This window comes from uncultured Sphingobacterium sp. (assembly GCF_964277905.1).
Taxonomy (GTDB): Bacteria; Bacteroidota; Bacteroidia; order Sphingobacteriales; family Sphingobacteriaceae; genus Sphingobacterium; species Sphingobacterium siyangense.
The window spans coordinates 166652-191243 of sequence record NZ_CAXYKD010000007.1; the positions used below are offsets into that span (position 1 = coordinate 166652).

19 protein-coding genes are annotated in these 24592 nt (G+C 40.1%); 14 read left to right on the top strand and 5 right to left on the bottom strand.

The genetic code is table 11. The features are described 5' to 3' along the window. Positions 1 to 42: 42 nt before the first annotated feature. The gene (locus tag ACHWSC_RS05365) at positions 43 to 1053 is read right to left on the bottom strand and encodes a helix-turn-helix domain-containing protein (RefSeq protein ID WP_394676050.1); all 1011 of its coding nucleotides are present in this window, start codon (positions 1051 to 1053) and stop codon (positions 43 to 45) included. Positions 1054 to 1193: 140 nt separating this feature from the next. Between ACHWSC_RS05365 and ACHWSC_RS05370 the strand changes: the two genes are divergently transcribed. Further along, entirely contained in the window at positions 1194 to 3623 is a 2430-nt protein-coding gene (locus ACHWSC_RS05370; RefSeq protein WP_394676051.1) for a TonB-dependent receptor plug domain-containing protein, read from the top strand. A 53-nt stretch (positions 3624 to 3676) separates the two neighbouring features. Then, positions 3677 to 4909 (top strand): DUF4374 domain-containing protein, encoded by a 1233-nt coding sequence (locus tag ACHWSC_RS05375; protein ID WP_394676052.1) that lies wholly within the window; start codon positions 3677 to 3679, stop codon positions 4907 to 4909. Between the two features lie 225 nt (positions 4910 to 5134). Here the strand turns inward: ACHWSC_RS05375 and ACHWSC_RS05380 are convergent, their stop codons facing one another. The 4 genes from ACHWSC_RS05380 to ACHWSC_RS05395 form a co-directional block, all read right to left on the bottom strand. Continuing rightward, positions 5135 to 6223: a PepSY-associated TM helix domain-containing protein gene (locus tag ACHWSC_RS05380; RefSeq protein ID WP_394676053.1), complete on the bottom strand. Its 1089-nt coding sequence runs from the start codon at positions 6221 to 6223 to the stop codon at positions 5135 to 5137. 2 nt (positions 6224 to 6225) lie between these two features. Next, the gene (locus ACHWSC_RS05385) at positions 6226 to 8367 is read right to left on the bottom strand and encodes a TonB-dependent siderophore receptor (RefSeq protein ID WP_394676054.1); all 2142 of its coding nucleotides are present in this window, start codon (positions 8365 to 8367) and stop codon (positions 6226 to 6228) included. A gap of 72 nt (positions 8368 to 8439) precedes the next feature. Beyond that, positions 8440 to 8814, bottom strand: a complete 375-nt coding sequence (locus ACHWSC_RS05390; protein ID WP_394676055.1) for a hypothetical protein — start codon at positions 8812 to 8814, stop codon at positions 8440 to 8442. A 134-nt stretch (positions 8815 to 8948) separates the two neighbouring features. Next, a complete protein-coding gene (locus ACHWSC_RS05395; protein ID WP_394676056.1) occupies positions 8949 to 9599 on the bottom strand; it encodes a metal-dependent transcriptional regulator in 651 nt (216 codons plus the stop codon). Positions 9600 to 9703: 104 nt separating this feature from the next. Here ACHWSC_RS05395 and ACHWSC_RS05400 point away from each other — a divergent pair, with 104 nt between their 5' ends. From ACHWSC_RS05400 to ACHWSC_RS05455, 12 genes are all read left to right on the top strand, one after another. Next, entirely contained in the window at positions 9704 to 12007 is a 2304-nt protein-coding gene (locus ACHWSC_RS05400; protein ID WP_394676057.1) for a TonB-dependent receptor domain-containing protein, read from the top strand. A gap of 11 nt (positions 12008 to 12018) precedes the next feature. Next, a complete protein-coding gene (locus ACHWSC_RS05405; RefSeq protein WP_394676058.1) occupies positions 12019 to 12480 on the top strand; it encodes a hypothetical protein in 462 nt (153 codons plus the stop codon). A 9-nt stretch (positions 12481 to 12489) separates the two neighbouring features. Beyond that, complete coding sequence (locus ACHWSC_RS05410) at positions 12490 to 12654, top strand: hypothetical protein (RefSeq protein ID WP_158655809.1); 165 nt, start codon at positions 12490 to 12492, stop codon at positions 12652 to 12654. A gap of 28 nt (positions 12655 to 12682) precedes the next feature. Continuing rightward, a complete protein-coding gene (locus ACHWSC_RS05415) occupies positions 12683 to 13501 on the top strand; it encodes a ZIP family metal transporter (protein WP_394676059.1) in 819 nt (272 codons plus the stop codon). 340 nt (positions 13502 to 13841) lie between these two features. Next, on the top strand, positions 13842 to 14465 hold the full coding sequence (locus ACHWSC_RS05420; RefSeq protein WP_394676060.1) for a TetR/AcrR family transcriptional regulator: 624 nt from the start codon (positions 13842 to 13844) through the stop codon (positions 14463 to 14465). Positions 14466 to 14749: 284 nt separating this feature from the next. Beyond that, on the top strand, positions 14750 to 15853 hold the full coding sequence (locus ACHWSC_RS05425; RefSeq protein ID WP_394676061.1) for an efflux RND transporter periplasmic adaptor subunit: 1104 nt from the start codon (positions 14750 to 14752) through the stop codon (positions 15851 to 15853). A 50-nt stretch (positions 15854 to 15903) separates the two neighbouring features. Continuing rightward, positions 15904 to 19071: an efflux RND transporter permease subunit gene (locus tag ACHWSC_RS05430; RefSeq protein ID WP_394676062.1), complete on the top strand. Its 3168-nt coding sequence runs from the start codon at positions 15904 to 15906 to the stop codon at positions 19069 to 19071. A 32-nt stretch (positions 19072 to 19103) separates the two neighbouring features. After that, positions 19104 to 20537 (top strand): efflux transporter outer membrane subunit, encoded by a 1434-nt coding sequence (locus ACHWSC_RS05435; RefSeq protein WP_394676063.1) that lies wholly within the window; start codon positions 19104 to 19106, stop codon positions 20535 to 20537. A 31-nt stretch (positions 20538 to 20568) separates the two neighbouring features. Continuing rightward, positions 20569 to 21030, top strand: a complete 462-nt coding sequence (locus tag ACHWSC_RS05440; RefSeq protein ID WP_394676064.1) for a hypothetical protein — start codon at positions 20569 to 20571, stop codon at positions 21028 to 21030. Between the two features lies 1 nt (position 21031). Further along, positions 21032 to 21931, top strand: coding sequence for a helix-turn-helix domain-containing protein (locus tag ACHWSC_RS05445; protein WP_394676065.1), 900 nt, complete (start codon positions 21032 to 21034; stop codon positions 21929 to 21931). Between the two features lie 882 nt (positions 21932 to 22813). Then, positions 22814 to 23383 (top strand): RNA polymerase sigma factor, encoded by a 570-nt coding sequence (locus tag ACHWSC_RS05450; protein ID WP_394676066.1) that lies wholly within the window; start codon positions 22814 to 22816, stop codon positions 23381 to 23383. Positions 23384 to 23552: 169 nt separating this feature from the next. Beyond that, entirely contained in the window at positions 23553 to 24581 is a 1029-nt protein-coding gene (locus ACHWSC_RS05455) for a FecR family protein (RefSeq protein WP_394676067.1), read from the top strand. Positions 24582 to 24592: the final 11 nt, after the last annotated feature.

A 24592-nucleotide genomic window follows, 5' to 3' on the forward strand; every position in this document is an offset into this window, starting at 1 on the left:
AATTAATATGAATAGATATATTGGTGGATGCTTACCACGTGTTTAGTGTGGTAGAAGTCCCTGTTTTTGAAATTTACCTGGAGGTAAACCGAAATGCTTTTTGAATGCAGCGACAAAATTTGTGGTCTCTGTGATGTTTAAAAAAGTCGCAACTTCATTGATATTCATTCCTTCCTGAAGTAGTAATATCTTTGCCAATTTCATGCGTTCAGCATGGATGTACTGGTGGATTGAAACACCATAGCATAGCTTAAAATGTTTTTTTAAGTAATACTCACTGATTCCAGCCTGATCTGCAAGTTCCCGGAGGGGGAAGAGTGTTGTAATATGTTTATCAATGTACAATTTAAGCTGGTATATGCGATCACGTTCTTCACTGTGGAGTGCTCTATATAGCGGGTGTGTACCATTTTGTAGTTCCATGTATTGTCGAAATTGCTCACTCAGAAGTTCAATTACTTTGCTCTCAAGGTACATATGTCTCAGTTCGGGATAAGCTTCCATTTTAAGGATCTCATTTAGTAAATGATGTATATGTAATGTAATAGGAGCTGACTGTTTAAAAAGAGTATTGGTCTGTCCGCTCATGATATGTTCTTTAAAATCAAAGAATGCACTGTCGTTGGGTACATAACGCATAAATAAATCGGTCGAAATAATGATCGATACAAGTTCCTGTGCCTCACCAAGTGGCCAAAAATTCTGATAAGGGAGTGTCGGAAAATGGAAAAGATTGTGATGTCCTGTATCGATCGTTATCAATGTACTCGAGTCAGTAGCTTCATAGCTGGCACTGGTCGATAGGTAAAAGCACATTTCTACACATGGCCTTGTTCCCACTATTTCAAATCGAATAGCCTTTTTTGCCGAAATAAGGATATGTGTGACAAGAATATCTGCTGTGGCAATCAGCCTATTTTGATCAATAACGCCATCGAGCTCCTGGGATCTGCAAAAATCTTTTAACTGATTACGCTCCGTATTCGTAGCATCTTCTAATGTGCTTACAAAATTAATTCCCTTTGGAGACATGCTATTGATCGATACTTTCATGGTTAATATTGTTTTTTTTTAATCAATTTTTTCGCACAATTCATCATGAGTTCCTATATCCTATTTAATAATTTTGTGCTCGTCAAATATATTTATAATTAATCTAAATAAGAATAATAATTTATACTTCCCACTATTCCATGGAAAAGACAATCCACAAAAACAGCATAGCATACCTAAGGCATATTCATTTTGCATTTTTTACGATATTTCTCCTTTGTACGTCAGGCCATACGCTCTTTGGGCAATCCTTTAGGCTAGGAGGTACAATAACGAATACAACCGGTGAGCGTATTCCCAATGCTTCCGTGTTTTTAGGACCGGGTAGGCAATCTCAGCACGCAGACAATGAGGGGAAGTTTTACTTTTCACATTTGAAATCGGGAAGTTATACGCTTAAAGTGACTGCTTTGGGCTATAAAACTTATCACTTCGCTTTTAAAATCGGCGAGGTACAGGATCAAAATCTCCGTATCCAGTTGGAAGCTGCAGATAACTCCCTGGATGAAGTCAATGTTTCTGGAAAGACCGAACTGCAGCAGGCGAGGGAACAGGCTTATCAGGTTTCGGTGATTGATGCAAAGAAATTACACAACACCACCCTTAATATAGCTACAGCTTTAAATAATGTGCCTGGTATTCGGGTTCGTGAAAGCGGAGGCCTTGGCTCCAACATGGAATTTATGTTGAATGGGTTCAGTGGAAATCAGGTCAAGTTTTTTATTGACGGCATCCCGATGGAAAATATGGGAAATGCGTTTCGAATCAATAATATACCGATCAATCTCGCCGAAAGGATTGAAGTCTATAAAGGGGTGGTACCCGTAGAATTAGGCTCAGATGCTTTGGGAGGAGCGATCAATATTGTGACAAATTCGGGTAAGACAAGCTATGTTGATGCTTCCTATTCCTATGGTTCGTTCAACACACACAAAACATCTGTAAATGCCGCAATAAATACAAAAAAAGGCTTTCAATTTTTGGTTAACGCGTTTCAGAATTATTCAAAGAACAACTATTGGGTGGAAACCGAAAGTACAATTAATGCCAGTGGACAATTGGAAATGGTACGAACCCGCCGTTTTCATGACCGCTACCGTAATGAGATGCTGACATTGGGTGCTGGCGTGCGTAATAAGACCTGGGCAGATCAGTTTTTAGTCGGAATAGACCTCGGAGAGTATGCAAAGGATCTTCAAAATGGAGCTACTATGGAAGATGTATACGGTGAGCGTGAATCAAAAGGTTTGACAATTTTACCTTCCATGAAATATCTGAAACGCAATCTGGGTCTTAAAGGACTCGATCTAAATCTCAGCGGAAATTTTAATCTAGGGCATGATCAAACCATAGACACAGCGAGTAGAAGGTACAATTGGTTGGGGCAGGTGATTAATCCTAAAACCAGTCAGGGTGAACGCGATCGCATGAACTCCCGCTACAGAAACAATGACGGGGTTTTTACCGCCAATCTGAGTTACCGAATCAACCCGAAGCATTCGTTGGTTCTCAATAACAGCTACACGATTTTTAGACGTGTTAGCAAAAATCTTTTAAATGATTCCGATCCTTTTTTTGATAAGCGCCCGAGTTCGTTGCAAAAAAATGTTTTGGGCCTCTCTTACCGATTTGATTATTCCAAAAAGGGAAATGTATCGGCATTTGGCAAATTATATTCACAGCACAGTAAAGCCTTCGGTGTGGTCAATGATGTCGATAATCCTTCCCATCAGGATTATGGTTGGATGCAAAATAATTTTACGACGCAAGGTTATGGCTTCGCAACTACCTATTTTATTCAGCCAAAATTGCAGATTAGAGGATCTTACGAGCATGGAATACGGGTACCTACAAGCGGTGAGTTATTCGGCAATATGGACGCTTTGGATCAAAATGTGAGTTTGAGGCCTGAGAATAGCGACAATTTGAACCTTGGGATGATCTACAGCCCATCCTTTAATGATATTCATTTCTTGACGTTTGATGTGGCGGCGCTCTATCGATATTCGAGAGATTTCATACGTACAGAACTCAAGCGCAGTATGAATTCTACCCGCGCCCGTACAGTCAATCTACGTGATGTTAACAACAAAGGGGCGGAAGCCACAATACGGTATAGATATAAAAATGTGTTCAATGTTGGTGTAAATATGAGCTATCAAAATCTCATCAATCAAACCAAATATGAAGGCGGACAAGAAGATATGGTGAGTATCGTCTATAAGGACAGGCTGCCCAATATGCCTTACCTTTTTGGCAATATGGATGCCTCTTACACCTTTAACAAACCTTTTGGTGGAGATGGATCCCTCACCTTTGGATACCAACTTTATTATACGCACGAGTATTATGAAGGCTGGCCGAGCCTTGGAAACGCAAGCACTAAAATCACGATACCAACACAATGGAATCACAACGCAAATATGATTTACAGCTTTAAAGGAGGAAAATATAACCTGACGTTGGAATGCATGAACCTGACTGATGAATTGCTGTATGATCACTTCAAATTGCAGAAACCAAGCCGTTCATTTAATGCAAAATTCAGGTATTTCCTATTTAACATGTAAGTACGGTCAAAATTATAAAATGAAATATTAATGTTTAATCAAAATAGTGTTTTATGAGAATCAATAGATTATTAATTCAGTTAGCTACCTTTTCATTATTGGGCTTAGGAGCCTGTAGTAAGGACAATGTTAATGGCGGAGGAACTCCTCCAGATGATAGCAGCTCAAAAAAATATGTCATTGCGGGGATGTCTGCAACAGCAGAAGAATCCAAACAATATCTTTTCCTTGCAGATCGTCTCGATGAGGGAGAAATCACAGTCAAAGGAAATGGGTATGAGACAGCAGGTGGTACAATGTATGCATTGAACAATAAGGCTGTAACATTTAAATATAATCGGGGTGATCCTGGTAACGCCGAAGTGTTTCAGTTGGGTACAGACAATTTATTGAAAAAGACAGGCGCATTTAATATCAAATCAGTCAATGTATTTTTACCTTTCAAAGCTCAGGATCACCTTATCGCCTATAATATCGGGCGTTCGTTGACCACACCTGGTACAGCCTATTGGGTAAATATTGCTGATAACCGTGTTGACAAGACCTTGGAAGTAGATCAGAAACTGATTTATGTAGATGGTAAGCATGTTGATAATTATTTTGGATGGCCCTACGCGATGTTTGAATTTGGAGATAAAATTTATGCACCACTTTCTCCGGCATATGGTGGAACCGGCGTTCAGGATAAAGCTGACTATAAGGACCATGCTTTCGTGGCAATTTTTGATAAGAACCTAAAGTTTGAGAAAACAATCGAAGACAAACGCATGCCTTTTATTGGACAATATTATAATACCATTGGATTGGGACAGGTTTCTACGGGCGATATTTATGCTTTTTCAAATGGTGATGTGGAGTCTAGTAATAACCACTCTGCATTTCTGAAAATTAAAAATGATGCTTTTGATAAGGATTATTATTGGGATGTTGAAGCGGTTGCTAACATGCGAATTCGTGCCGGTTTCTTTATTAAAGACAATAAGTTTGTGTTGGTGATGGTGCCACGGGACGCGAAACAAGCCGAAGCTAGTGGTGTGAAACTGGCCATTGCAGATGTTGTTAAAAAGGAATTCAAATGGATTTCGGGTGTAGACACTAAAATTACCGATCCAGGTTATGGATTCCCGCTCTTTACGACAGATGGCAAATCTTACTTACCAATGCAGGAAGGACAATCATCAATATCCTACTTATACGTGATCGATGCGGATAATTACACGGCTAAACGTGGACTTAAACTTACCGGTATTAAAGATATCACAGGTGTAGGTATGCTAAAAAAATAATAGTTATATGTGCTGATTAAGAAGGAGGTGGCCCAAAAAGGTCACCTTCTTTGCTTAGGGAAGGATTGGATTTAGGGATTGAAAGAGCGTAGTTTTCCCTTAATCTTCGTCTATTTTCTAAATATCTATATTGAAATACATTTTATAGACCAATGCTGAAAGATTGACTACCCTTTCCACATAAATTTCAAGTGAATTTGGGTTGTGAATCGCATACAGTGGAATTTACCAATTACGTTTATACCATAGATAGGTACCTGTCAGAGCAAGTAATGCTGGTGTCAATCCGATTAAAGCATAGATAAACTTTACGAGGTAACCACCAAACCCGCCAATATGCAATTGATAAATTGCCCAAGAAATTTTTTTTGAAAAATCTGCCTTTTCAATATCAAATTGTTTCATAAAGGTTGCATGAACAGGGTCGAAAGCAAAATTGCTCGCCTTTCCACCAAACAAAAAGAATGTGGTACTTGACAGGTGACCACGGACCAAAATAGGAGATTTGTCATCTTTTGGAATATTTATCGCAATGGGTTCAAATCCCGGAGCAGCTACTTTGCAGTAGTCCAGTAGTTTATCTAAATTTGGTTTTGCCGTGAACGAACCCTGTTTTTGTTCCATGGTTTGGTGGTCAGAAAAAAGGGGCTGGAAAACGGGAATATTCATCCATACACCTGTTATCAGTAAAACTATATTGATCAAGGCCGACCAAACCCCCACTACCCGATGCAAGGAGGAGTATAATCGTCGTCCCTGCTTGTACAGTGGAACCTGAAATAAAATAACTTTCCTTATATATTTCCGATAGACAACCAGGCCCGAAACTATAGTCAATAAGAGAAGTATGCCGAGTATGGCGCAGATAGCCTGTCCGATGCGACCGAATAAAAAACTGTAATGCATGGCATATATCCATCTAATAAATGAACCGCCAAGGTCCTCGTAATTGCCTTGGCGCAGTATTATACCCCGATGTGAGTCTACAAAAGCAAAACTCAAATGATTATTGAAAGGACTTTTGGTCTTTCGATAAAGCATAAATTCATAAGGTTCTTCCGATGATAGCGGAAAGTCGTGCAGGACAATTTTCTCGAAGCCCGGAGAAGCTTCTGCGACGATTCTATAGGCGCTGTCTGCAGAGATCATTAGCCCGCTGTCGGGCCTATGATAGATATCTGGATTGAGAGCTCTATCTAAATCGTGTCGGAATAGCAACAATGACCCTGTAATACCCAAGATTAGAAAGAATAGCCCCGAACTTAGTCCCAGCCATCCATGCCAACGGAATGCCCACTTCGTTATCGTTTTCATGGTTAGAAATTATAAGATACGTTCAGTCTGAACTCGCGCGGGGAATAGGGCACATAGGCGTAGAGCCCTATTGGCCTTGTCCAGGCACTACCATAATTGAATCGGTTTGTCAGGTTATTGATAAGACCATTGATTGCTATTTTGCCATTTGTCCAACCTAGACCAGCATCCAGGCGAAAGAGCGCTGCAATGGAAGGAATTTCATCTTGCGGATATCGGCCTGCCCTACCAGCTTGGTATTGGTAGCCTGTCGAAATACTCAGTCCAGTCAGTTTTTTAAAAGGAAGCCGATAATTTAGCCAAGTGTTTTGTATATGCCTTACGCGATAGGGGGTAGCCTTGCCTACCAGTGCTGGATTGGCATCGGCGGAAATATAACTATCGGTATACGCATAATTAATGACGGCATTCAATCCCTTGACAATTTCACCTTTGAGGTCAAACTCAATTCCTTTGGACTTGGTCTGCCCAATTTGTGATTGCAGGTTTGTCGAAGGGTCGGTCACCAAAATATTGTCGCGGGTAATATGATAAAGGGATAGGGTACTGTTCCATTTGCCATCCCACCAGTCTTTTTTTAAACCAATTTCATAATTTTTCCCCCATAGTGGATCAAATGTTTTCCCATCGGCGCTCAAACCACTCTGTGGCGTAAAGGTATGATCATATAATGCATAAATTGAGGTGTTTGTGCTGAGTGCATAATTTACACCGAGACGAGGTGTAAGGACGAGATCCGAAACACTGGATTCTGCAGGGATATCGATATAGCTTGTCGATTGTGTTAGACGCGCTGCTAAGGTTAAATGTAGTCGATCCTGTAAGAAACCAAGCTCATCTTGTAGGTAAAAAGCCAAATATTTTATCTGCTGTTTGTTGGTCGCAATGCTTTCGAGTGAACCTGACTTTTTGTTGTCATCGAATGGAGTGCCATACACGGGGTTATTAATATCTAGCGGATATAGGGTTTGGTTGGCATTTTTGTCATTATATCCTGAATAGCCGAGTAACGACTTTCGATTTCCGTCCAAGCTGGCCAAAATGTGATGATCGAGCTCACCTGTTTTCAATAGACCATTCACAAAAACCTGGATGGATGCAACATCGGTCGTAAATCTTTCGTAAGTAACACGTCTTTTAATTTCGGACGGACGGTTCTTATCATAGGCAGATACAAAAAAATAGTTGCCATCCATATGGCTATTGGCGTAAGCAGTTTTCGCTGTCAGGTTCCAGTTGCTGCTTAGCTTTTTTGTATACGTTAAAAATGCGCTGTGTTCGGTGGCCTCTACGGGATCCTTCTTTGGGTCAGCAATACTGAAATCGCGTGGGAGAGATGCGAATCCATAGGGAGAGAATACCGTGAGTAGATATTGGAGGAAGGATTGTTTTTGAAAACTATATTCCGCCGTTAGGGAGGATGTGGAGTCCATACTATATGTCAGGCTCGGATTGACCACGACCTTGTCATTAAAAGCAAAGCGTTGAAAAGAACGCGATTTTTGTCCTACTGCATTTAATCTATAGCGCCATTTTTTATTCTTATCGAAACTGCCGTCCAGGTCAGTGCCCAGACGGTAGAGATCCCAGCTTCCTGTCTGAAGGAAAACGTGGTTGGATGTGATACCTGTTGGTTTCTTGGTGACGAGGTTAAAAGATCCAGCGGGATCACCGATTGCATTCATAAAGCCCGATGGGCCCTTGATAAATTCCAGTCGATCGATCATATTGGCTTCTTCCGGCATAGGCCCATAATAGATCATGGACATGTCAACACCATTGCGTAAAGTATTGATCCCAGCCCCGCGCATAAATAGAAAGGGGCCATAAAAATCGGCGGTGTTGTTACGCATAACACCACTGACATTCCTACTGATAGCTTCGTTGATATTAATTGCCTGCTGATCGGTAATGATACTATGGTCTATTTCCTGAATATTTTGTGGAAGCTGGAGTAGGGGAACCTGTAGCTTTAAAGTGTTGGATGCAGCGTCCAATTTGTATTTTCTGTAATATTTGGAAGTGACAAGAGCCTCGTCAAGTCTGATGCTGTCGCGTAACTTGGATGAGCTGTTCGGTAAAGAGTTTTGTGCATATACGATATTGCCTGCCAATGCAAGCAATACGGAAAATGAGTATTTCATAAATTATGTTGCCTAAGATGATTTTTTCTAAGAATATTTCAACGGTCAATAGTACCATTGTAAGAAAAGTAATTAGGCAGCAATAGGAGGGCGAAATAGACGATTTGGGTCTATACTATTATATTTGGTATCAACCGTTCCCAATGAAAGCAATTTTATTTCAACGGAAGATGGTGCGAAGGAAAATAGTGCATACGAATTAATTAAATCATACACCTCAGACTTAAGCTTTGCTGTTGGATTCTGCTTTTCTTTCTCCTGTGCTTTTTTTATTTTTTTCATTAACACACAATTGCCATTACAGTGTAATTGTGGTTTATCGCGGTTTTCACAAAGATATTTCGCAAAGTAATCTTTGTTGACATAAAATGCACCTATGACAATATAACCCCAGCTAGCTTGGAGCAGTAAGGAAATTGTCAAGAAGTATAGGAGCATTTTTTTCATCTGACCAAACTTAGATAAATTGTTTCTGAAATACAATTTAATTTTTTGATAGTCAATTTCTGCCTTATAGGAGAAGTTTACATTTCTTAACAAATAGTAAAGGTAGCTTAAACCTACTCATAGGCAAGATCTCACTAGGAAACCAGTAGCTGGTCACAGATAAACTTGCTCAATGTCAATTTGTTTACTCCATTGACAAGTACGGTTAAGCTTCCATCATATCGCTCTACCTCTAGGATAGCAATTTCACAGCCAAGTGTAAGTTGTTTCTCTGTCAGAAATTTAAGAAAATCAACGGAAGAGTTATGGACAGCTTTAAAAATGACAACCTCACCAGCCTTACATTGGCTCAGTTTTTTATAGTCTGTTACCGGAAGTGTTCCCCGCGGATCAGGAATAGGTGAGCCATGGGGGTCGGAATGGGGATAGCCCAGTAGTTCGTCCATTTTATCAAAAAATGCAGGCGATTGAATATGCTCAATCTGTTCGGCGATAGCATGTACCTCTTCCCATCCAAATCCCATTTTTTCAACAAGATACATTTCAGTCAATCGATGTTTTCGAATGACTAAGGCAGCTTCTTTTTGCCCACTCTCAGTTAACCTTATCGGTTTATAGCTTTCATAGACAACAAGCCCTTTATCTGCAAGGCGTTTCATCATACTGTTTACTGTGGGCATCTTGATATCCAGTTCTTTACTGAGCGCATTTGCAGTAGCAACACCATTTTCCTGGGTGAGAGCAAAAAGCACTTTTAAATAATTCTCTTCGGTATATGAGATCATGAATCAAAGATAAGTATTGTTAGGTTTTTCTAACAAATTTGTTTAAATAATTTTGTTAGTCAATTCTAACTTTGTAGTTTTGCTTCTGTAAATTTAAAGTTATAATGGTAAATATTAGATCAAAACAATTTTTTCTTACGGCTATTCTAGGGATCGCATCGATGGCTGTATATGCGCAAACGGGAACGCTAAAAGGAAAGGTTACCGACGGTGATGGCAATGTTATGCCTGCTGCCACGATATCCTTCCCCCAATTAAATATGCATACCGTGTCCGATAGTCTTGGCAATTATATTTTGCGTTCAGTGCCTTTTGGTAACTATCGGCTCGAAGCTACTTTTGTCAGTTATGGGATTTTTAGCCAAACAGTCAAGATTGACCAGGCAAATGAAAGACAGGATATCAAACTGGTCAATAATCCGTACAATAGCCTGGACGAAGTGGTTGTATCAGGTACCATGAAGGAAATTTCCAAATTGGACAGCCCGGTCCCCGTAGAAGTATACAGCGCCAAATTTTTTAAAGCAAATCCGACCCCTTCATTATTTGATGCATTACAGAATATAAATGGGGTACGTCCACAATTAAACTGTAATGTCTGTAATACAGGAGATATCCATATCAATGGTCTTGAAGGACCTTATACCATGATATTGATAGACGGCATGCCTATCGTTAGTGGTCTCTCCACGGTATACGGTCTCAGTGGTATTCCACAGTCACTTATTGATCGGATCGAAGTTGTTAAAGGGCCTGCTTCGACGCTCTATGGTAGTGAGGCTGTGGGAGGATTGATCAATGTGATCACCAAGCGACCAGAAAATTCACCGGTCCTTTCCCTGGATGCTTTTGGCACTTCATGGGGGGAGGTAAATACCGATCTTGCCGCAAAATTTAAAGTTGGAAAAAAGGTACAATCGCTATTGGGGGTCAATTATTTTAATTATCAGAATCCCATAGATAATAATAAGGACAACTTTACCGATGTTACCCTTCAAAATCGGATATCCATTTTTAATAAATGGAATTTTGACCGAAAAGACAATCGGATCTTCTCATTGGCTGGCAGATATGTTTACGAGGACCGTTGGGGTGGAGAAATGAACTGGGCAAAAAAGTACAGGGGTGGGGATGAGGTATATGGCGAGAGTATTTACACCAGTCGATGGGAGTTTTTCGGAACATATCAGTTGCCGGTGAAAGAAAAGATACTTTTTCAGTTTAGTACCAATGGGCACAACCAAAACAGTGTATATGGTGATACACCTTATTTGGCCGACCAGTATATCGGTTTCGGCCAATTTACCTGGTTCAAGACCTTGGGGAAACATGAACTGCTTACCGGATTGACCTACCGTTATACCTATTACGATGACAATACACCAGCTGCGGCAGACCCGAAGGATCTAAATCGTAACAAACCGACCAATACCAGTCTACCAGGTGTATTTGTACAGGACCAGATTACCTTTGATAAGAACAATACCTTGTTATTGGGATTACGGTATGATTACAATTCCCTGCATGGCAATATTGTTACCCCAAGAGTGAACTACAAATGGAGTTCGGATGATAAAAGTAATGTTTTTCGGGTCAGCTTTGGTAATGGTTATCGTGTCGCCAATGTATTTACCGAAGATCATGCCGCCCTTACGGGAGCCAGGGAAGTGATCTTTATCAACGACCTTAAGCCCGAGACCTCATGGAACGGAAATCTGAATTTTGTAAAGAAAATGTCTGTCGGTGATTCTTTTATTGGATTTGATGCCACCGCATTTTATACCTATTTCAACAACAAGATTGTCGCTGATTACGATACTGATCCCAATAAGATCATTTATGACAATCTCGATGGTCATGCTGTGTCGCAAGGTGTCTCCCTCAATTTAGATATCACACTTCCGATTGGTTTAAAAATATTGGCAGGAGCGACAGCAATGGATGTTTACAGTAAAAAAGATGGTATCAGAACAAGACAGCTGTTTACAGAGAAATTTACTGGCACTTGGAATATTGGCTACACACTGAAGAATCTTGGTCTTACAGTGGACTATACCGGAAATCTCTACGGTCCCATGCGCTTGCCCCTGTTGAGCGAAACGGATCCCCGCCGAGCATACTCACCGTGGTGGAGTATCCAGAATATTCAGCTGACTAAACGTGTGGGCGGAAAAACCGAAATATATGGCGGTGTTAAGAATCTCCTAAACTGGACTCCTAACAAAGGCAATCCATTTATTATTGCCAGAGCCAATGACCCTTTTGATAAAAACGTACAGTTTGATGGCAACGGACAGGCGTCGGTTACACCGGATAATCCATACGGTCTTACTTTTGACCCATCGTACGTATATGGACCAAATCAGGGTATTCGTGGCTTTTTGGGGATCAGGTATAATTTATTTTAGCAATAGAAGGTATGAAAGTGATGCGATCGTTTATGACCATACTGTGCTTACCACTTGGGTTATTCTGCAAGGCTCAGATCAGGCCAACGCTGATAGCGTATATCGATAGCCTACTATTGGAAAAACCAAAACCGACCGTGATTCTGCTGTCGACCGACTGGTGTAACTATTGCTATATACAAAAACGGCAAATCCGTCGGAGCAGAGATTTCATCAGTCGCAGGAATCATTTTTACTATGTTGAGTTTGATGCCGAGAGCAAAGAAGACATCTGTTTACACGGGACTCGTTTTAAAAATGTGTCGGGACTTCATGAACTTGCTAAAGCCCTGAATGGACCATCTCAACTAGTCTTCCCGACCTGGATTGTGCTTGGCCCTGACTATAAGATACTATTTCGCTATCAGGGATTAATGTTAGCGGGGCAACTTACGCAATTACTGGATGTTATAGCGCGTGTAGATACAAATTAAAACGAAACTATGGAATATGTAATCACATTGTTGGAGTATACACGTAAATCATTGGAACAAGAAATCAGGGATGGGGATCTATTACGGAACAATATGCCCAAGGCCACACGTTTGCTTAGACAGATAAAGGAACTGAAGCGTGGTATCAAGATATTACGTGCGAAATTGAATTAAAAGATAATGATGTTGAAACCGAATTTTTATGCTTAATGATATAATAGAGTATCTCGGAACTATAGATCCCGTTTTAGCGGCACTGTACGCCACACTTTTTACCTGGCTCATCACTGCGCTGGGAGCCGCATTTGTTTTTTTGTTTAAAGAATTGAACCGAAATGTAATGGATGTGATGTTGGGATTTACAGGTGGAGTAATGGTTGCTGCCAGTATATGGAGTCTACTTATCCCTGCAATTGACATGAGCAAAGGGGAGGGCTTTGTATGGGTCGTTCCAGCGGCAGTAGGTTTTCTGGTAGGAGCTGGTTTTCTCTATGCCGTGGACAAGCTGTTGCCGCATATGCATCCCAATTTTAAACAGGTAGAAGGTGTAAAAACACCTTGGCAAAAGACGACCCTTATGGTTCTTGCCATTACCATGCACAATATCCCCGAAGGCTTGGCCGTCGGGGTACTTTTTGGCGGAGTTGCGGCGGGTATTCCTGAAGCAACAGTTGGGGGTGCGGTTGCGCTTGCATTTGGTATCGGACTTCAAAATTTTCCGGAAGGCATTGCTGTTGCAATGCCGCTCAGGCGGATGGGAATGAGCCGGAGTAAAAGTTTTATGTATGGGCAATCGTCCGCTATTGTCGAGCCTATAGCAGGCATGCTCGGTGCAGTCGCCGTGACTACTTTTACCCCGATATTGCCTTTTGCACTAGCTTTCGCAGCAGGAGCAATGATCTTTGTTGTCGTGGAGGAAGTAATTCCCGAAGCCCAGCAAAATAAAGGGTCAGATCTGGCCACAGCTGGATTTATATTGGGGTTTATATTGATGATGGTATTGGATGTTGCACTGGCTTAAGAGAAGGGACAAAATGAATCAAAAATCTCTTATAAATCTTGAATCAACCTGGAAGCAGTTTACGCTTTTTGCGAATACATGCTTTGAAAAAAAAAGTATGATCATGCGCTCTCGCAATATCAACAGGCTCTATCAAAAGCAGAAGCTTTAAATGAGCAATCTGAATAATGTAGATAACTCGCAATTCCGAACATATATATATGGTACGACTCTTTTTTTAATTACTAAAAAGAGTCTTTTTTATAAGTTTTGGAGTCATTCGTGATTTTAAATCTGCTTTTGAAAAAAGAGATTTAAAATCGAATGGTGTGCAAATACATTTATAAAATTGAGAAAAGGTATGAAGAGCAAATTAAATTGCAAGATGGACAACAGGAGGGAGTTTGTCTTACAGGTCGCTAAAGAAATGTTTTCGATCAACGGATTTCATAACACGAGTATAAGAGATATTGCAGGTGTTGTACCAATGAACACATCAATGGTATCTTATTATTTCCAAAATAAGGAAAACCTACTTGTTCAGATTTTGGACAATATACAAAGAGATATCCTGGAGATATTTGCAGCAATAAAACTACATACTGATTACAAGGAAAAGTTAAAAGCTTTTATTGAACGATGTATAGATTATTCATGCTCTTCAGCTAATGGTGTGAGGCTGCTTTTTCAGACATTAGTGATCGACGTCAGTGAACCAATCGTGAATAAAGCACGTGAGATAGTCGCCATGTTTCAGAATTTTTTTATTGATCTGATCGATAAAGGCAAAATAGAAGGTAGTTTTTCTACAAGTGAAAGTAGCAATATGCTTTACAATTTTGTGTTAGGAACAATAAATAATGCACTTCAATGCCTGGAAATACAAGAACTTAAAAATGAAAACGATTGTCGGCTAATGATGCAAGAGGTCAATTTATTTATTACCAACGGATTATCGTGTTATTTGGACTGTGACTTTACATAATGTACTTAAAATGAGCTATCATTAATCCGTCTTTTTACTAAATAATAGCTTCTTTTTGACTATTTTCTCTATAAATAATGCATTAATTTTAGCTATTATTATAAGGACAACGAAAGGGACTTCATCAAAAAGGTGATTGTCCCTTTTTTTTACTGCGATACTCGTTATCTAATTTAAGTCATAATGAATATTTACGTCTTTTTACCAAGTTGATGGATCTTCCTGTCTTTTTACCCGCAAATATGGCCTATATATTTGTACGCATCAAAAATAAAGGAAAATATATGAATTTAAAGAGCGGTCTGAACACTGTTGTAGGATTAGGAGTACTCGTCAGTTTTTTTTCATGCCAGAGTAAAGGAACTCCGGCGACCAATTCCGTTGCTCCCGAAGTTTCGGTGCAGCAAGTGCAGACTGGAAGCGGTGAAGCAAAAAATACCTATGCAGCTTCAGTTGAGGGAATTACGAACGTTGAGGTAAGACCTCAAATTTCAGGTTATTTAAATAAAATATTTGTCGATGAAGGGGCTTATGTCCAAACTGGTCAACTACTCTTTAAAATTGATGATCGGCCTTTTGTTGAACAATATAACACAGCGAAAGCTGCAGTTCGAGTCGCCGAAGCTAATCTCAAAAATCTTAAAATTGATCTTGATAGAAAAGTCGAATTGGTAGACAACAAAATTGTTTCTGATCTACAAGTGACGCAGGCCAAAGCATCATATGAAGCATCTTTAGCAAGCCTGGAACAGGCCAAAGCTACTATGAATGCGGCGAAGATCAACCTCGACTTTTGTCTCGTTAAAGCGTCGGTGTCCGGATATATTGGTCGTATCCCTTACCGTTTAGGGAGTTTGGTCAGTGCTTCATCCATAGAACCGTTGACATTATTAACAGATATAAATCAGGTCTACACATACTTCAGTATGAGTGAAAGCGATTTTGCCAATTATCAGGCAAAACAGGAGGGAAATCAGCGAAAAGACTCTGTGGAACTCATGCTGTCGAATGGTAACAAATATTCCCAAAAAGGTATTATTGATGCTGTGACCGGACAATTTGATAAAAATACAGGATCTATAGCTATTCGTGCCCGATTTAATAATCCTAAAAGGGAATTAAGAGCGGGAAATACAGGCCGCATCGAAATGATTACGGCACTTGATAATGTACTACTTGTTCCTATAAAGGCTACTGTTGCAGTGCAAGACAAAATTTATGTGTATAAGCTGGATAAAGACAATAGAGCTCGTCAGGTCGATATACAAGTTGGAGGGAAGACCACTGAAGACTACTATGTGCTATCTGGGGTGCAAGCTGGAGATCGCATTATTACAGGTGGTTTAGGTTTTGTTAGGCCTGGAGCCATCGTTACACCTAAAAAGTAAGTTGTCTGTCGTAGTTATACGATATTCTGAGTCTTATTTATCAATTTATTATGTTAAAAAAAATAATTAAACGGCCGGTACTAGCGACCGTAATATCAATATTATTGGTTATTCTGGGCGTAGTGGCAATGACATCATTACCCATTACCAAATTTCCTGAAATTGCGCCGCCCACCGTAACGGTGACAGCAAATTACCCTGGGGCTAGCGCTGAAGTTATCGCTAAATCAGTAGCCCCTCCCTTAGAGAATGCAATTAACGGAGTAGAGAATATGGATTACCTTTCATCGACCGCTAGTAATGACGGTAGTTTGATGATCAACGTGGTATTCAAGTTAGGAACCGATCCGGATCAGGCTTCTGTCAATGTGCAGAATAGAGTCTCTCAGGCAACTAGCATGCTGCCTTCCGAAGTGAACCAGATCGGTGTCACCACTATGAAGCGCCAGAATAGCATCGTCGCTATGTTGACCTTATATGCGGATGGGGGTAACGCAAATGAGCTGTTTTTGGAGAACTATGCCAAAATCAATATTGTTCCTGAGTTAAAACGCATCACTGGAGTTGGAGATGCACAGGTATTTGGAAATAAGGATTATTCGATGCGTGTATGGTTGGATCCGCAACGTATGTCTACCTATAATATTACTCCGGAGGAGATTGCGGCAGCCATACAATCTCAAAATAAAGATGCTGCTCCAGGCAAATTCGGTGAGAGTTCTAAGGAATCTATCGAATACACGATCCGCTATCAGGGAAAATACACCGAGCCTGAACAATATGAAAATATCATTTTAAGAGCAAACAACAACGGATCTTCTTTACTATTAAAGGATGTCGCTCGCGTTGAGTTTGGCTCTTACACGAATACTGTTACAACCAGCTTTGACAATAAGCCAGCGATTATGGTAGCAGTTTTTCAGACAGCGGGATCCAATGCAAATGCGGTTGAAATCGCGATGAATAACCGTTTGAAAGAATTATCCGCATCCTTTCCTCCAGGAGTGAAATACAAGATCCCATATAGCTCTAAAGAATCTTTGGATCAATCCATTAAACAAGTTTTGAGCACCTTGTTGGAAGCCTTCATTTTGGTGTTTATTGTCGTATTTATCTTTTTACAAGATTTTCGCTCTACGCTTATTCCTGCCATTGCGGTTCCGGTTTCTATTGTGGGGACGTTTTTCTTTATGCAGGTATTTGGCTTCTCGATCAACCTGCTGACATTGTTTGCACTGGTGCTTGCCATTGGTATTGTGGTAGACGATGCAATAGTCGTGGTCGAAGCCGTCCATGCTAAAATGGAGAAAAAGAAGCTAAATCCGCGCTCTGCAACAATGTCTGCTATGAGTGAGATTACCGGAGCTATTATATCGATTACTTTGGTAATGTCAGCCGTATTTATCCCCGTGGCGTTTATGGACGGTCCTACCGGAGTCTTCTATCAACAATTTGCATTGACTTTAGCAATGGCGATCTTGATCTCTGCAGTAAATGCTCTCACGTTGAGCCCGGCTCTTTGTGCAATTTTACTTAAACAACATGACCATCACGAGCAGGAAAAAGTATCCTTTAAGCAACGCTTTTTTACAGCGTTTAATGCAGGCTTTGACAAATTGACCAATCGTTATGCGAAGTCCATTATCTTTTTGGTCAAGAAAAAGTCCGTGGCTTTTGCAGGACTAGCATTATTCATCGGATTGTTTGTATATGCATTCCGATCTACGCCGACAGGCTTTATACCAGATGAAGATCAAAGCTTTTTAATGGTATTGGCTAATGACCCTCCCGGAGCTTCGTTGGACCGGACGGGAAAGCATCTTAAACAGGCTGAAAATATGTTAAAAGATCATCCTGCCATTGAAAGTATTATCAATATTTCAGGGCTCAATATGATGAGTTTCAGTACATCATCCTCAGCGGGAGCGATCATGCTTCGTTTGAAACCATTGAAAGAGCGCGGAGATGTGAAAGATATCAATCAGCTCATTGGCCAGTTTCAGGGAATATTGTCCCAACAGGATGAGACCACATTTTTAGTGGCAGGGATGCCGACCGTACCAGGGTTCGGGAATACTTCTGGACTTGAAGTCGTGTTACAGGATCGGAATTCGGGTACTCTGCAAGCCTTCAATGATGTTTCCAATGCATTTGTTGGAAATCTGATGCAAAGACCAGAGATAGCTTTCGCCTTTACAACATTTAATGCTTCTTTCCCTCAATATGAGATGAAAGTAAATGAGGGATTGGTCAAACAGCTTAGTCTCAATGTGAGCGATGTACTAACCGCTATGCAGGCCTATTACGGAAGTATGCAAGCGTCTGATTTCAATCGTTTTGGTAAATATTATCGAGTGGTGCTGCAGGCGGAACCGGGTTTCCGTGCTGATCCCAAGTCGATTGAAACGATCAGCATTAAGAATAAATTAGGGCAGATGGTACCACTCAAAAGTGTTGTAGAGCTAAAACCTGTTTCCGGGCCGGAGAATGTCGAACACTTTAATCTCTTTAACGCGATTAATCTGACCATTATGGCAGCACCCGGATTTAGTACAGGACAAGCGATGGCGGCCATCGAAGAAGTAGGTAAATCTTCACTTCCGCAGGGGTTTACAGTAGATTGGAAAGGAATGGCCCGTGAAGAGCGTGGGGCTTCTGGCCAAACAGCTGCGATCTTTGGATTGTGTATTATTTTCGTTTATTTTCTCTTATCAGCACAATATGAGAGTTATATTTTGCCTTTTGCAGTGTTGCTGGCGATTCCCGTGGGATTGTTGGGTGTATTTTGGGGAATCTCCCTGGGTGGGCTTTCCAATAATATCTATGTACAAGTGGCTTTGGTCATGTTAATCGGCTTGCTGGCTAAAAATGCGATTTTGATTGTTGAGTTTGCATTGCAGCGGCGGAAAGTAGGAAAACCATTGGCAGCTGCAGCTATTGAAGGTGCGAAAGCACGTTTGCGTCCTATTTTGATGACTTCATTGGCCTTTATTGCAGGTTTATTGCCCCTGCTGGTTGCGGTTGGTCCTTCGGCTATAGGTAACCATTCTATTGGTTATGCTGCTGTATTTGGAATGTTGGCCGGAACCGTCCTCGGAGTTTTCTTTACGCCAATTCTGTTTGTGGTATTCCAATACCTGCAGGAACGCCTCAGTGGAAAACCGATAGATCCAGAAGATTGGGAATATGAACAACATGAATTGCAGGGGCAGCATTAGAAGAAATACTACAGAAGCATAAGAATTAAAACATGAGATCAAAAAATAATATATGTTTGGGGATTATATGTAGTTTGTTGCTGCTTTTAGGCTGTAAAACAAATAAACAGATTCCAACCTTGCAGAAAGAGCAACTGCCCCAACAATTTTTAACAAAAAATGAATCGGTTGAAGTCGATACAGCTGCGGACCTTGCCGCGCTTTCCTACCGTGATTTTTTTAAAGATGAAAAGTTGATTGCACTAATAGACAGTGGACTGCTGCATAATAATAATTTACTTGTAGCCATAAAGCAAATCGAATCGGCACAAGAGACGATGAAAAAGATGAAATGGGGCTATCTTCCTGTCGTAGATCTGTCCGTTGGAGCGGCCTCTATCAATAGACCATCCAACAATAGCATGAATGGTATGATGGCAAGTCAGTTTATGGGCAAATCCTATATGGAAGACTATTCGTCTACACTCACCTTATCTTGGGAAGCGGATATATGGGGTAAGATTAAAAACCAGAATGCTGGCGCTCTTGCGAGCTACCTGGCCCAAAAGGAAGCGACCATTGCGGTACGTACTGGATTGATAGCTGGAATAGCACAGGGCTATTATAATTTGCTTTTATTTGATCAACAAAAGCTGATTTCTCAACAGAATCTGGCTATTGTAGACAGTACGCTTCAGATTACACAAGTTCAACAACGTCTTGGTCTGAGTACCTCCCTCGCTGTTCAGCAAATGGAAAATAGCCGTGATAATCTCTTGAAGTCCATACGCGTCATTGAAGAGAACATTGCGATACAAGAAAATGCATTGCAAGCTCTTGTTGGACAATTTCCTAAAGAAGGTATTTCAAGAGGAGATCTTTTGGGTTTAGTGGAGCGTGACGTTTTTGCGACAGGTGTTCCTGCCGATATGTTGAGCCGTAGACCAGATATAAAACAGGCGGAATACACATTTTTACAGACAGTTTCGGATATCAAAGTGACCCGCGCGAATATGTACCCTGCCTTACGTATTACAGCGCAGGGCGGTCTCAACTCATTTACCGCAAGCAATTGGTTTACTGTTCCCGGGTCCTTATTTGGTATGCTGTCTGGTTCATTGACGCAACCGCTATTGCAGGGGCGTCAATTAAAAACAGCCCATAACCAAGCCATCATAAGGTCTGAACAGGCAGAGCTGCAATTTAAAGAAATCGTCTTGCAGGCTGTAGGTGAAGTGTCAAATACGTTAGAGCAAATCGCATCGCTTCAAGATCAACAACGATATAGTGATCAGCTTGTAGCGCGCAATCAGCAACTCGTTAAACAGGCCAAAGTATTGTTTAAGAATGATATGGCTACCTACCTTGAGGTATTAACAGCACAACAGAGTAAATTACAAGCGGAACTTGATCAGATGCAAGTGAAAAGTAAAAGGCTGTATGCTGAAGTGGCTCTTTACAAAGCTTTAGGTGGCGGTGCTAATTAGGAACGTAAATTGAAAGTAACAGGTAGTAAAGATGGATGATAATGGTTTTATTAGGCAAGCAATTGAAGATTTGAAGCCACTGTTGATTGATAGTGGATTTCAAAATCTTAAATTGGATGCTATTTTAGTATCGTTAAATATTTCGAAAACAAAATTCTTTCGGTATTTTGGAAGTATTGGAGGTATCATGGAGCTGACTGTTTATCATGAACTCAGCGCATGTTACCGTTCATTGGTATTGAAAATCCGACAGCAAAACAATAAAGAGCATGTGTTACATACGATTATAGCACACAGAAAGAAATTTATTGACAATAATCCTATTCTGCATATTTATTATGCCACAAAAAAGGGTTTTACGAAACGCTTTGAACCCTTGAAAAAAGCGGTCCTTCAAAATGAAAATGATCTTTTGCATGGGATGCTGGCGCAGTGTTTTTATTCCGAGGCTGACATTGCATTTTTCAAACAGAAAATCACAAATGAGATCTGATATGGTAAATAAGATAGCAAAACTCACTTTTAAAGACTATTTAAATGAGAAGATCCTAGGTAATTGCTATTATTCGGGACTTCTCGTCTCTAAGTCGACGAAAGCTGAAGTCGTAAATTATTTACGTCAGACGCCGGTGCGTTTTGACCATTTGGGGATGTGTTTAGTGAAAAAAGGTCGTGTAAAAGTATCCCTCAACTTTATCGAATATACCCTTGAAGCAAATACACTTTTCTTTTTGTCACCTATGGTGGTTATGCAAGTAATCGATTGTTCGGATGACGTTGAGATGCACACACTTTTTACAGAATTTGATCTCTTTCAAAAGGTAGGTTTACCCGTTTACAAAGCATATTCCATGGAAAAGCTTGGTCGGGAAAATGATACAATATTACGGCTTGATACGAGGGACTCAAGCCGTATTTTTGAATATTTTATGAATTTGGAACGGCAGAATACGATGGATTCGGAAGCTATGTTCCGTTCGGAAATTATTAAAATGACGTTGATGCTTCTGTTTTATGAAATCAGTTCAAAAATCAACGGTAATCTGGCTCGCTCTAGTGCCGGATTTGAGCGTAAAAATCGAATGGTAATGGATTTTTTGAATTTAGCTTCATTGCATTTTAAAATAAATCGCTCTGTACAGTATTACGCAGATAGGTTATTTATCTCCAGAAAGCATCTGACGCGTATCGTCAAAGATGTTACAGGCCTCGGCCCCAAAGCCATATTAGAAGAAATTGCTATTTCTGAAGCCGTTATTTTGATGAATGTATCAAGTATGTCCGTGAAAGATGTGATGCAGGAACTAAATTTTTCAGATTATGGTACTTTCAGTAAATTCTTTAAGTTACATTTAGGGCAGTCGCCTATGACCTATCGCAATCAAAGTCTTTAACAATTGAGAGCAAAAAATTCGCGTGTGTATTTGCGTTTAGGAGGTCTTGACTTAAAATTCAAGCCGATGCCAACATTTCACAACTACTTCCAATCCCTAAGTAAACAGGATATTCGAAAAGGCAAAATAGCAGTAGATCAAACTTATCCTGCCTAAAAAATAACACCTTCGGGACTATTGACTACTTAAGTGAAAATAAATCTAAGTAGATTCCGGTTATTCCAAAATTTTCTTAACATTTGTATATATTTAAGAAATACCAGCTATAATATGAATTCTAAATCAAAATTGATATTTTTTGTTTTATTTTTATTAACTCTAATCTTAATAGTAGTGGCGTTTTACGTTACTTTTTCCAATGTAGTCGTTCCACGCTGGAATACATTAATTATCCCTGGGCATATAGTCAAGATCTCCGTCATTACAATACTATCGATTTGGTCAATATGGTTGGGAATAGTTTTCTTGTCAAACATAGCCAAATCTCGAATCCGATAGTATATAAATTTATTGTTGATCAGTTGACCAATGGATAAAACTGGAGATTTCGGGCATTGAGAGCATGAGATTCCGAGGCGAATTGACCACTTTAAATAAACCATAAAAGTAAGTGAAAATGGTTTTGAGACTTTTCAGCGTAACATTCAAATGTTCAAAATTGTCCGGATTAACTAGTCATCGGTTTTCGAATCTGGATAGTCAACGGCCCTGAAATCTCCAGCTTGGCTAGAGGAAGGCGAATGCTCGCTTTTCAGAACTAGAAATATTGAATCTATGTTGATTGAAAAAAAATGCTAGATTTGAATGTTAATTTTATCTACTTAAACTGAAAAGCAAGAAGTCGCGCATTAGTTAATGAACTCCGATCAACAGATTTGGCAAATGTTTCAAGTTGGACATGAACCATCGTTCAAAATACTTTTTGAACGATACAACCAACTGTTGTTTAATTATGGGTTCAAGTTCACACAAGATGAGGCGATTATCGAGGACAGTATTCAAGAGCTATTTGTTAAGTTATGGTGTAACAGGGAGAACTTAAGTACAGATGTTGCGGTCAAAAACTACCTATATAAGGCTTTCCGTCGTACGTTGGTGAAGAAAATTGAGCAATCACTTCGGCGGACAGAAGTGACGAATTCTTCCGTTGATTATTTGCCATTTACCATTGAGCTTCCACATGATCTTACTATAATCCGTCAGGAACGTGCTACTAAGGTCCGGGATAGACTCGATCAAGCACTGCAACAGATGACCGCTCGTCAGCGCGAAATTATTCATCTCCGCTTTTTTGAAGAATTGCCCTATACTGACATAGCCGAAATAATGGGGCTTTCGACCAAAGACACCTATAAACTGTATTACCGTGCGCTAGACAGTTTGAAAAAACACTTTGGCAGGTTTGGTCTTTTGGTACTGCTCTATTTGCTCAACCAGCTACGATATCAATAAATCTTGCATCCATAGCAAGTTTTTCCATAATATATAAAATAACCAGTATTAAATTATCCTGAATGGCGTTTGTGCCTTTTGGGTTGATTTGACTGGCATTGCTATTTTAAAAAAAATAAAATTTATTGGGGTAAAATTTTAGTGAGGGGTGTAACCTATATAAAACAGTATGAATTCTAGGTTAGCAAAATATAAAGATTATACAGCGGCGGACTTTTTTTCGGATGAGGACTTTGCGCAGTCTATGTTTCAGAATGAAGCTGCACAACAGGATTTTTGGCAGGAACTGGGCAGTCATTATCCACATTTGGCCGCCGAAATGGATATTGCAAGATCGTGGATGCTGTTAATTAAAGCACAGAAACCTGTTCAAAGCAGCTTAAATAGTCATCAGCGTTGGACGAACATCCAAAGTCAGATTCCAGTTTATGAGAGGAAACAAGTGCAAAAATCGATTATTAGAACAATTCTTCGATGGACAGCTTCAGCGGCGGCACTATTGCTTCTTGGAATATTGAGTTATGAAATTAGCCAATTTGGTACAAAAGCAGCGAATACCGCATTTGGTGAACAACGTGAATTGGCACTTCCAGATTCTTCTATTATCAAATTAAATAGTAATTCCCGCATTTCCTATGTACGCAGTTGGAAAACCGATAAACCGCGTGAAGTCTGGTTTGAAGGGGAAGGTATGTTTGAGGTAAAACATACAGCAATTAAAAATCGCCTCCGCGAAAACGATCTTTTTGTCGTGCATGTGGGCAAACTTTCATTGACGGTGTTGGGGACAAAGTTCAATGTGAAGGATCGCCGTGGACGCATCGAAGTGACCTTGTTTGAAGGGAGCGTACGCGTTCAGGGGCAAAATGGAGAGGATCGTGTACTGGCACCAGGGGAGATGTTCATCTACGACGAAAATTTAAAAACTAATGAGATTGTTTATAACGATGCCAACAAAGTGCTATCCTGGACTCGGGGAGAATTAAGCATTGAGCACAGCAACTTAGCCAATATAGTAAGTGTGTTGGAAGATAACTATGGCTACCAAGTCGTGGTTGAAGACCCAGCATTGCTCAATAAGCGATTTACCGGTGTCATTCCAGTAAAAAAGATTGATGACATTCTCTTTGTTATCAAACATACGATGAATGTAAACATTGAAGTGAAAAACAAACAGATTGTAATAAAACCTAACTAAAAACAACTATT